Genomic DNA, 10,496 nt, shown 5'->3' on the forward strand with positions numbered 1-10,496 from the left:
CGGCGGCGGCCGGGTCGGCCTCGGCGCGGCCCGTCTCGGACCACTGCTGGAGTGCGCCGAGGGCCTTCGGGTCGTAGGCGGTGCGGATGACGGCGGCGATCTCCCGCGAGCTGAGCCATCCGGTGACCTGGAGGCCGGCGGTGCGGGCGGCCTGGGCGATGGAGGCGGTGGTCTGCTCCATGACGGTGAACGCTCCGGGCAAGCCTCCGCCTGCCTGAGCGATGAGCCGCTTGGCGGCCTTGAGGTCGAGGGAGATGGCGAGGTAGGTCTCGTGCGGGGCTGCGGCGGGGCCGGCCGAGGCGACCAGCTCGGAGTAGATCTGGCCTGCGACCGGGGCCTGGGGCTGTCCGTTCTGGGTCCAGTGGCGGGTGAGGGTGTCGCCGCTGTCGGGGACGGTGCGTTCCAGGACCTGCACGGTGGCGATGTGCCCGCTGCGGGCGATGCTCGCCAGTGCGCGTCCCCAGCTGGTCACGTTGTGGTTCTGGGTGGCGGGGTCGAGGAGGGCGAAGGCGCGGGAGGTGACGCGGGCGATGGCGGTCAGCGTCTGCTGGTGGGGGTCGTGCACGGCCGCGGCGCCGTTGGCGGAGTCGCCGGGGGTGACCACCTTGAGGGAGGCGGCGCTGCCGGGCAGGTGCAGGACGCCGTCCTGCCGGGGGCGGGTGACGGGTCGGGCGAGCCAGAGAGTCTGGCCGGTGCGGCGGCGGTGCGCGTGGCGAGCGACGATCGGCATCCAGTCGATGAGGGAGCGGCCGTGCCGGCGGATCGCGACGAGCGCACCGGAGGCCGCCCACAGGGGAGCCAGGGTGACGGCGCCGAGCAGCCCGGTGGAGACCACCGTCATCAGCAGCAGGGCTAGGGTGGCGGAAACGAGGACCAGTTGGGGCAGGGAGAGGCCGAGGAGGATGCCGCGGCGGGACCGGTGCGGGAACTTCACCGTGACCGGGGCGACGGAGAGATCAGTCAAGGGACGGGTCCTGGGGACGCGGGTGGAACCAGGGGGCGGGAGGTGGCGTGCACGTCCCGCCCCCGGTAGTCGGGCAGGGGATCAGAGGCCGGCCGGAGGCGGCGGCGGTGAGGCCGGTCCGCCGGACGTGGCGTTCTGTGAGCCGAAGGACGGGGATGCGCCCTGCGGCGGTGGGGTCGTGGCCGGCGGAGTGGACTGCCATCCGCCGCCCTGGCCGGACGCGGGGTTCGTTCCGGAACCGCCCTGCCCCGGGCTGCCGCCCACCTGGCCGCTGGTGTCGGCGGACACGCTCGTCGGCGCGGGCTGGACGGCCTTCTCCAGACCGGACTTGATGGCATCACCACCGGGCGAGACGCCCGTTCCGCCGCTCGACGAGCCTTCCTTGCCTTCTCCACCTGCACCGGTCGGGTGGGAGGCGATGTCGCCGGGGAAGCCACCGCCACCAGCCGCGGACGGACCCTGCGGGGCGGCGCTCACTCCGGCTGCCGCACCACCGGTTCCGGCGGTGGCCGCCGCTGCGGCGGCCTTCCGGGCGGCCTTCTCGGCATGGGCCTTGGCGATCTGGGCTCCGGCGCCGCCGGCCCGGTGGATGGACTCGCCGTCGGTGCCCTCGGCCGCCCAGTGCACGAACTTGAAAACGGCGTACGGGCACAGCAGCACGAGAACCATGATGACGATGCCGGCCATGACGTCGGCGAGGGCGGCCACACCGTCCTTGGCCTCCGTCCGACCCATGGCGGCGATGCCGAGCACGAAGATCACGGTCATCAGCAGCTTGCTGACCACGAGGGTGGCGGTGGCCTCGATCCAGCCCCGGCGCCAGCGCCGAGCGACCTCCCAGCCGCCTCCGGCGGACGCGAAGATCGCCAGGGTGACCATGACCAGGATGCCCACCTTGCGGACCATCATGACGCACCAGTAGAGGATCGCGCCGATCGCGGCACCGAGCCCGGCGACGACCGGTACGAGCCAGCCCAGTCCGGCGAGGGCGCCGATCTGGTTGACCTTCACGATGCGGCGCACGGCTGAGGCGATGTCCAGCTGCGCGGTCTTGAACAGGCCGTCGGAGATCGCGTCGACGACTTCGACGGCGACCGTGGTGAAGGCGATGGCGCAGAAGGCGAACAGGACGCCGCCCATGGTGCCGGTGAATGCCTGGGTGAGGGCTTGTCCGTCGCGGCGGACGGCGGCCCGGACCAGCTGTGCGCAGAACGTCGCGACCAGTAGGACCAGGCCCAGCGGCAGCAGCGTCTCGTAGTTGTCGCGGAACCATCCGGCGTTCAGGTCCACCTTGGTGGTGGTGTCGACGGCCTCGGCGGCCAGGTCGGCGGCAGCGGCGGCCAGCTCGCCTGCCGACTTCGCCATCCAGTCGCCGATCGCTTTGCCGGGGTTGGAGGCGAAGTCCACCGCGTCGCCGACGGCGCACAGTTTGTCTGCCAGGGGGAAGTCACAGAAACCCACGAGGAGTTACTCCTCCTTTCTTGTGTCAGGCGCGGGTCACTGCGTGACGCTCGGAGCGATGGCGGCAAGAGAGCAGTCGTGGCTGGGGCGGCACTGCACGGCGAGGGTCACGGCGCGCTCCTCGGCTCCGGCGCCGCCCTTCTTCCAGGCGATCTGCTGCTTGCCGTTGACGGTGACGACGTAGATGTACGCCTTCGTGATCGCGGAGGGGTCCTCGGTCAGGGCCTGCTTGAACGCGCCGGGGTAGTGGCCTTCGAGGGCCGTTCCGGTGGCGTGCTGGTCCTGGTCGGCCATCCGCGACCACAGCACCGGATCGGGCACCTGCCCGACGACGGAGGCCCAGTCGGCGTACTTGGTCTCGCTGGTCATCCACGCCCGCATCCCGGCGAGTTGCTGGTCGCGGCTGGTGGTCCGGGTGTCGTAGGACCACAGCATCTGGGCCGCGGCCCTGGCGTAGGCGACCGGCTCGGCGATCCGCGGAGGATGGGGAACGGATCCGGATCCGGCCGCGGGCTTCGGGGCGGCCTTCGAGGAGGACGTGCTCGACGCCGGGGCCGGAGCGGCGGAGTCCAGCACCTGGTGGCCGTTGTTGCCGCCGGACAGCCAGGCGACGGCCGTGGCGACAGCCAGCAGGGCGGCGACGACGGCGGCGACGATCGCGATGCGCCGGTTGGCGGACCAGCCGGCGCCGTACGAGGAGAGCGAAAGGGAGGGGAATCGTTTCTGCATCACTGGACCTGCGACCCGAGGGCCGAGAAGAAGCTCACGATGCCGTTGGCGGCGCCGAGGCCGAGGGCGGCGCCGGCCGCAACGACGGCGCCCTTCTTGCCGTTGGCCTCGGCCTGGTGGCCACCGGTGTGGTGGCCCCAGGCCCACACGCCGAGCGAGACGGCGAGAGCGCCGACGACGGCGATGATCCCGAACATGTTGATCGAGTTGACGACGTTCTTCAGCACGGCAAGTCCGGGCAGGCCGCCGCCCTTGGGCGAGATCCCAGGGTCGAAGGCGAGCTGGATGACGTGGTCTGCGAGAGGGAGAGGCATGGCTGTAGCGGGGCTCCTTGCGTGCGCAGGCCGAGCGGGCCCGGGCGGAGGTGAAGAAGAAGGGGAGGAGGAGCGCGCGAGCGGCGCGAGAAGGGGCCGGCGTCAAAGGACGCGGCGGGCGGCGAGGACGTCCCAGTCCTTGAGCGGCGTGATCCGGACGGGCCTGCCGGTGCGCGGGGCCTCGATCACAAGCCCCTCGCCCATGTACATGCCGACATGTTCCGGACGGGCCGCGGTACCGCGACTGAAGATCAGGTCGCCGGGCTTGAGCGCCTTGACAGAAACGGCCTTGCCCTCGTTGACCTGCGTGTACGTGGTGCGAGTGAGCTGGATGCCAGCCTTGGCGTACGCCTGCTGCATCAGCGAGCTGCAGTCGCAGCGGCCCATCGGGTCAGGGCCGTGCGGGGCCGTGCACGAGCCGCCCCACTGGTACATCGTGCCGAGCTGGTGCATCGCCCAGTCGATCGCCGTTCGGGCGCGCGGGTCGGCGTCCTTCGGGATCGAGTAGCCCGTCGGGACGGCACCCTCGGGGATCGGCCCGTACTGGGACCCGTCCTGCGTGCTACAGCCCGAAGGGGCGGCGGCGCCGGTGTCCTTCCCGGAGCTGTCGGAGTTACCGGGGAAGGTGGCGGCGATGGCCTTTTGCAGGGCGGTCGCCAACGGCTCCCACTGCGCGTACGCGTCCGGGAAGCCGGACTTCTGGACGGCTTGGGCGGCCTGGGTGACGGTCATCTGCTGCCAGCCGTCCACGGCGAGAAGAGCCTTGTAGAAGCGCTCACTCGCGTAGACCGGGTCACGGATCTGCTGGGCGGTGCCCCAGCCCTGGGAGGGCCGCTGCTGGAACAGGCCGAGGCTGTCCCTGTCGCCGTAGTTGAGGTTGCGCAGCCGGCTCTCCTGCATCGCCGTGGCGAGCGCGATGATCTGCCCCTTCTTCGGGACGTCGAGGCTGATGCCGGTGGCCACGATCGTCTGGGCGTGGGGGATCTGCTCGGTCGGCAGGTCCAGGCCCTCGACGCGGACCTCCTCGCCGGACGCCCCGTCGAGAATCTTGGTGACCTGGTCGGCGACCTTGCCGGCGTCGATGTCCGTCAGGCAGTTGCTGACGGAGCCGGTGGTCTGCACGGCTTCGGCGGAGGCGGCCAGCGTCATGCCGGTGCCGGCGATCAGGAGCGGGGAGAGGAAGACGGCGCCGATACCGGCGGCGAGCGCCTTCAACCGGTTCGGATGGCTCGCAGGTCAGCGGTTTCGGGCAGGGGTGGGTAGCGAGACGTCATGGACGTGTCCTTCGGGGTGCGGTGTCCGGCGTGCCGCGTGCGCGAGGCGTGTCGGAAGGGCGCGGCGGCCGGGGTGGGCGATCGGTACGGGCCGGCGCGGGCGAGTTGCCGCTCGCTCCATGCGGCCGGGCCGTGAGCTAGGTGTGCCGGGGCAGGGGGAACCTCCGTGAGGAAGGGCAGGGGAGGAGCCAGCGGCGGTGTGCGCCGGGCGGTTCAAAAACAGTAGGCGCGAATTGGCGGCTGACCAAAAAGCGGCACGGGGGTGCCGGAATCCGGCACCTCGGCCATGCACTTCTTGGTCGTCGGCGTTTTCGCCTCTACAGTTTTTGGACTCCCCTCGCCCTCCTCGGTCTGCGGCCCTGGGCTTCTGTATGCCCACCTTCGGCCCGCGAGGACTCCTTTCGCGCGACGGGCAGTTCCCTCTGTGCTTCCACACCCGAATTGGGGTTCCTCTTTGCCTTTTTCCCTGCACCACGGTGATGCCCTCAGCGTTCTTGCCGGTCTGCCGGACGACTGCGTCGACTCCGTCATCACCGACCCGCCGTACAACAGCGGCGGGAGGACCGCGAAGGAGCGCACCACCCGCTCCGCCAAGGCGAAGTACACCTCCGCCGATGCCCAGCACGCCCTGCCGGACTTCACCGGCGAGAACATGGACCAGCGGTCGTACGGATTCTGGCTGACGCAGATCATGACCGAATCGCACCGCCTGACGAAGGAGGGCGGCACCGCTCTGCTGTTCACCGACTGGCGCCAACTCCCGGTCACCACGGACGCGATCCAGGCGGCCGGCTGGCTGTGGCGCGGGGTGCTCGCCTGGCACAAGCCGCAGGCCCGGCCGCAGAAGGGCCGGTTTACGCAGAACTGTGAGTTCATCGTCTGGGCGTCGAAGGGGGCGATCGACGGCTCTCGGAACCCTGTCTACCTGCCGGGCCTGTACAGCGCCTCGCAGCCTTCGGGAGCGAAGCGTCAGCACATCACCCAGAAGCCCGTCTCCGTGATGCGCGAGCTGGTCAAGATCGCCCCGTCGGGCGGCACGGTGCTCGACTTCTGTGCCGGCTCCGGCTCCACCGGCGTCGCCGCCCTGCTGGAAGGCCGCGACTTCATCGGGGTTGAGAAGACCGCGCACTATGCGTCGATCGCGGCCGACCGGCTCACCGCGACGGTCCGCGAGGCCCTGACACAGGACGACGTGGTCCTCGCCGTCTAGGGCATCAACTGCGCTGCCTTCAGCGGCACTCGGCACCATTTCCAGTTTCTCTTGCGGCTTCACGCCGGAGCGTGCTCGGCATCCGCCGACCGGTCTGTGCGCCGCCATTCGTGTCTCGTAGGAGGCCGTACTTTTCATGCCCGAATCCACAGAACCCGCGGACGGCGGGACGCTGGAGCCGGTTCGCATTCCGGACCCGCAGCTGGAGGGAATCGAGGCGAGCGTCCGACGGCTCATGGAGCAGTCGGCACAGCAGGCCCGGCAGCTCGACCATCTCGCCTCCGCTCCGGCCCCGGACCGCTCGCCGTTCGCCGCGTTTGGCATGCCCGGGTTCGGCGGGCGGCCCCCCGCCGCCCCGCCGGAGCCCCGCCCGATCCTGGAACTCGCGGGGGAGGAGCGCGAGGACGAGCTGGACGCCCTGTCGGACTGGGTGGACGACTTCTTCCTCCCGGTCTACGGGTCGGAGGTCACCACCGCGGCCCCCTGGTGCCTGCAGTGGCAGGAGCACGACGACGTCGTGGCCTGGTTGCACGCCCTGTGGCTCGCCTACCAGCAGCACAAGGAACCCGACGCCGGCCTCGCCGGGATGTTCGTATGGCACAGGGACTTCCTCACCCACGCCATCGCGGCGATCCGCGCACCAGGCGGCCCGCTGTCGGCCTGCATGACCTCTCCCGACCGGCCCGCGCACCGCCTGCTGCCCGGACCGCCGCCGTCCGCCCGTACGGAAACGGCGAGCGCAGTGCAGCCCGCCGGTACCGCGGAGCCGGACGAGTCGACGTCATGAACGCGGGACAGCCGGCCTTCGGCCTGAGCTTCGACCCTCGCGCTCTGACCGACCTCCTCCAGGCACCCGGCGACATCCGCGACCTCACCCTCGCCTACCTGCAGGAAGTCGTGAACGCCCAGCGCTTCGGGCTGCGCCTCACCGGAGACCTGGAGGGCTACCGCAAGCTGTTCGTGGACGCCCGCAAGGACTGGCGCGTCGTCTACGGGCTCCGCCCCGCGCCCGCAGAGTCCACACACCAGCGGGAGATCCACGTCGTCGCGGTCCGGCCACGCGCGGACAACGACGTCTACGACGAGGTCGGTCGCCGCCTGGGGATGACCCGCCGGCCACTGAGCGCCCGCACCCACGCGGCACGCTCCCGCTCCCCGCAGCTGACCACTCGCGCTCCCGTCCCCCGTCCCGGTCCGCCGACCTCCGGCATGCCGGGCCTGCCCCGCCCTGCGCAGAACCCCGTGCACCATCACACCCGATGAACCCGTGGAGCGTCGCCTATGCCACCTGAACCCGCGCCGGCTGCAGCCCGGCGTGCGGTCTCCCCGCTCGACCATCGCATCGAAGCCGCCACCGGCCATGACGTCGACACGCTCTGGGCCTACCGCGACCGCGGCGTCCTCGACGAACCGCACGCCCGTCTGGTCGACCAGCACCGCGAGCTGGCCACGGCCCAGACCAGCGTCACCTTCTACCTCACGCTCCTCAACCGCCTGACCAGCGGCGAGTTCCCCGTCGACACCGCCTGGTTCGAGCGCGTCGACCGCACCGTGGACCAGATGGAGCAGGCCGCCGACGCACGTGACGCCGCCGCCCGCAAGGTGCTCGCGGCCCTGGAACCCATCGAGACCGCCACAGCAGCACCGGTCCGCGGGGAAGGAGCGCTCACGACCGACGACCAGGCGGCACTGCTCGCTATCGCCGGCGGAGCCAAGCTCTACGAGCACCTGCTGACCGGCCGGCTGTCCGTGACCGTCGCCTCCGGCACCCGCATCCCCTACACCGAGGTGCGCAAGCTGGAGGACGCCAGCCTGATCGTCCGGGATAGGAGCCATCCCTTGCACGCCGGCCAGCGGGTCGCTCTGACCGACGCCGGCCGCGCCGCGCTGTTCGCCGCCCGCCGGCCGCCCACCACCACGCAGGTGCCGAAGCCACCGGCCCGGCCTGGGGCCTGGCCGTCCACCCCGGCTCGGCTGCGCTGATCCCACCGAAAGGCTCTTGTTGTCCTCCACCGAACCGGCGCCCGCCCGGAATTCCATCCCCGTCGTTGATTTCGACCTGGACGACTTCGACGCCGACGAAGAGGTCCTCCTCGACTTCGATCGCCAGGTCGGCATCGGCCGGGACATGCTCACCCCGCTCGCCGAGCACCACTCCACCGACGGCGTGCACAGCTACTACGTGTTGTTCGACGGCTCCGTCACCTGGGGAATCCCCGGTACTTCGCAGTTGATGGCCCTGCACCTGCAACGGGACCGGGACAAAAGGACGTTCACCTTCGAGGGCGAACGGCTGCCGCTGCCGGCGATGGCGCAGTCCTGGCTCATCCACCGCGGCTGCCCGCCCGACGCCATCGGCCTCAACCCCGAGCTGGGGCCACCGGCGGCGGACGAGGCGACGCGCGCCCTGGAGCGCCGCCTTGCAGGCGACGGCGACCACTACGCCATGGGCTACTCCTACACCCGCGACGACCCGGACGACATGTTCACCGTCGTCGCGTTGCGCGCCCTGGACGAGCGGGCCCCCAGCCCGTTCCGCGTCCTGGTCGAAGACGTCGACACCGACGCATGGACCCATACCCTGCGCGAGGGTGGCTTCGACACCAAGTCCGAGGCCCTGCGCTGGTGTTTCAACCGGCTCGACGGCGAAGCCGACCCTCTCCCGCCGGTCCGCCCGGCAGCTACAACCACACGCCCGGCCGACTTGCCGAAGGGCCCTGCCGCCCGCCCGTCCGGCCGTTCTCACTGAGCGCCACGGCTTTCGAGAGCGGCGAAACATAGCCGACGATCGCCGGTTAGCCAAACCGGCGATTCTCCGGACTCTTATACAGCCGCCGGGACAACTCCCCGCGGCGCCATTCCACGCGATCTCTCTACCTTCACGGAGGTTTCTTCCGCATGCGCTCCAACCGAATTGCACTCTCCGCGGCGATGCTCGGCGCGCTCGCCCTGCCGGTGCTGTCCACCGCCACCGCCAGTGCGGCACCCGCCGCCGTGCCCGCGGCCCTCGCGAGCAGCTGCTATGACCTGCCGCCGCTGCCGTACGAGGTGCACACCGCGGCCGTCACCATCCGGTCCAAGGCCACCACCAAGTCCACCGCCCTCGGCGTGCTCTACCGCAGCCACAAGTTCACCGTGCACAAGAAGAGCGGCAACTGGCTCTACATCACGGACAGGACCACGGGCGTCAAGGGCTGGGTCTCCGGCACGTACGTCTATCGCGACGTCCGCATGTGCCTCGACTGAGAGCCGCACCCGCGCCCTTTCTGTCCCACCGGCTGTTCCTCCGGGACGCCCGCGAACTCCCCGCCTTCCCCTCCGGTATCGCCTTCCGGAAAGGAAACCTTCCCTTTGTCTGACGACATACCCGACGTCGGTGATGACGTCGTGGGCGTGCTCACCGCACGGATCGAAGCCCATCTCGGAACGAGCATGGACCACTTGAAGGCCGTGGTCACCGACGATCTGGCCGCGAACCCCGACGTCACCGACATCGTCAAGTGGCACGGTCTGCTTCTCGATGCCCAGGTTGTGCTCGACCGTGCGGAGGACGATCTCCTCGCCGCGCTGGAGACCCAGCCCAGTGAGGTCGACGACCCGACGAAGGACCTCGCCCACCGCGTGAACGAGGCTGTCACCGCCCGTGACGGCCGGGCCCTGGTCGTGCGGTGGCTCCTCGCCCCGGACGCTCCAGGGAAGAAAGGTCTCGCCGCCGAACGCCTCGCCCGCCTCCGTTCCCGAACAGGGCCGGCGGTGCAGACCAGCCCGGCTCGCCGGCCTGCGGGAGTACCCGCGCCGGCGGTGGCCCGAGCGGGAAGGGCTCTCCGGTGAGCGTGCGAATCAAGGCCAGCACCATGGACGGCGAGCTGCAGGAGGTCTTTGGCACCCCCGTCGCCGAGCTGCACGAGGCGGCATGCGGTCCCGATGCCTCTCCCGCGCTCGCCCGGGCCATGGAGCTGCGCTCCTTCCTCGCTCTGACCGAGGAACAGGTCGCCCGCGTCCGTGACCGCGTCCACGCGGACATGCGGCCGGATCGCGACATGGGCGAGCTGTCGGCGGACCAGCTCCGCTTCGACGCGCAGTGGCTGGAGGCGGCGCTCGAAGCCCGCGACGGGTACCGCACCGCGCTCGGCGAGCTGCTGCGCACCATGCCCACGCTCGACCAGCGGCCCCGGCCCGTCCGCATGACCCAGCTCAGGGCCACCACCACCCTGGCCCCGTCTGCCGCCCCGGCACCTCCGCATGCCGGGGCGGCCCGGGCCCGCCGACCGTGAAAGCCCCCGCTTGCCTCATCCCACGTCCACCGAGATAGCCGGACGGATCGAGGACCTGTACGGCGCTCCGCTCGCCGACCTCGAAGCCTGTGCTCGAGACCAGCCGCCCGGGATGCTCGCCGCCCTGCTGGGCATGCACACCGACCTCGCCCTCGCCGAGCGCAGCATCGACTTCCACCGGGATCAGCTCGCCGGGCTCCTGAACCCGGAACGGCAGATCGACCGGCACGAGGTCTCCCACCTCCTCGACGGAGCCCGGCGAGCTGATCC

General features: G+C 70.9%; 13 protein-coding genes and 1 pseudogene. 9 read left to right on the forward strand and 5 right to left on the reverse strand.

The window, feature by feature from the left end:
* From CCN56_RS10260 to CCN56_RS10280, 5 genes are all read right to left on the reverse strand, one after another.
* On the reverse strand, positions 1–964 hold a 964-nt coding region (locus CCN56_RS10260; protein ID WP_179199782.1), incomplete at its 3' end, for an SCO6880 family protein.
* An 81-nt stretch (positions 965–1,045) separates the two neighbouring features.
* Positions 1,046–2,425, reverse strand: coding sequence for an ATP-binding protein (locus CCN56_RS10265; protein ID WP_086825730.1), 1,380 nt, complete (start codon positions 2,423–2,425; stop codon positions 1,046–1,048).
* 36 nt (positions 2,426–2,461) lie between these two features.
* Positions 2,462–3,154: a hypothetical protein gene (locus CCN56_RS10270; RefSeq protein ID WP_086825732.1), complete on the reverse strand. Its 693-nt coding sequence runs from the start codon at positions 3,152–3,154 to the stop codon at positions 2,462–2,464.
* Positions 3,154–3,468, reverse strand: coding sequence for a DUF6112 family protein (locus CCN56_RS10275; protein ID WP_071265881.1), 315 nt, complete (start codon positions 3,466–3,468; stop codon positions 3,154–3,156). The genes CCN56_RS10270 and CCN56_RS10275 overlap by 1 nt, the downstream gene beginning before the upstream one ends.
* A gap of 102 nt (positions 3,469–3,570) precedes the next feature.
* Positions 3,571–4,683, reverse strand: coding sequence for a C40 family peptidase (locus tag CCN56_RS10280; protein WP_086825734.1), 1,113 nt, complete (start codon positions 4,681–4,683; stop codon positions 3,571–3,573).
* Positions 4,684–5,196: 513 nt separating this feature from the next.
* On the opposite strand from CCN56_RS10280, the gene CCN56_RS10285 reads away from it, so the two are divergent.
* The 9 genes and pseudogenes from CCN56_RS10285 to CCN56_RS42555 all read left to right on the forward strand — a co-directional run.
* Complete coding sequence (locus CCN56_RS10285; protein ID WP_086825736.1) at positions 5,197–5,952, forward strand: site-specific DNA-methyltransferase; 756 nt, start codon at positions 5,197–5,199, stop codon at positions 5,950–5,952.
* A 235-nt stretch (positions 5,953–6,187) separates the two neighbouring features.
* Complete coding sequence (locus CCN56_RS10290; protein WP_256961890.1) at positions 6,188–6,739, forward strand: DUF4913 domain-containing protein; 552 nt, start codon at positions 6,188–6,190, stop codon at positions 6,737–6,739.
* Positions 6,736–7,215, forward strand: a complete 480-nt coding sequence (locus CCN56_RS10295; protein ID WP_086825740.1) for a hypothetical protein — start codon at positions 6,736–6,738, stop codon at positions 7,213–7,215. Before CCN56_RS10290 ends, CCN56_RS10295 begins: the two co-directional genes overlap by 4 nt.
* A gap of 18 nt (positions 7,216–7,233) precedes the next feature.
* Positions 7,234–7,935: a hypothetical protein gene (locus tag CCN56_RS10300; RefSeq protein ID WP_086825742.1), complete on the forward strand. Its 702-nt coding sequence runs from the start codon at positions 7,234–7,236 to the stop codon at positions 7,933–7,935.
* A 16-nt stretch (positions 7,936–7,951) separates the two neighbouring features.
* The gene (locus CCN56_RS10305) at positions 7,952–8,701 is read left to right on the forward strand and encodes a hypothetical protein (protein ID WP_086825744.1); all 750 of its coding nucleotides are present in this window, start codon (positions 7,952–7,954) and stop codon (positions 8,699–8,701) included.
* A 182-nt stretch (positions 8,702–8,883) separates the two neighbouring features.
* Entirely contained in the window at positions 8,884–9,198 is a 315-nt protein-coding gene (locus tag CCN56_RS10310; protein ID WP_086825746.1) for an SH3 domain-containing protein, read from the forward strand.
* Positions 9,199–9,303: 105 nt separating this feature from the next.
* Positions 9,304–9,783: a hypothetical protein gene (locus CCN56_RS10315; RefSeq protein ID WP_086825748.1), complete on the forward strand. Its 480-nt coding sequence runs from the start codon at positions 9,304–9,306 to the stop codon at positions 9,781–9,783.
* A 23-nt stretch (positions 9,784–9,806) separates the two neighbouring features.
* Complete coding sequence (locus CCN56_RS10320) at positions 9,807–10,226, forward strand: hypothetical protein (protein ID WP_107484124.1); 420 nt, start codon at positions 9,807–9,809, stop codon at positions 10,224–10,226.
* Between the two features lie 10 nt (positions 10,227–10,236).
* Positions 10,237–10,496: pseudogene (locus CCN56_RS42555) on the forward strand (hypothetical protein); the annotation flags it as partial.

The organism is Streptomyces sp. NRRL B-24572 (assembly GCF_002156145.1).
Classification (GTDB): domain Bacteria; phylum Actinomycetota; class Actinomycetes; order Streptomycetales; family Streptomycetaceae; genus Streptomyces; species Streptomyces vietnamensis.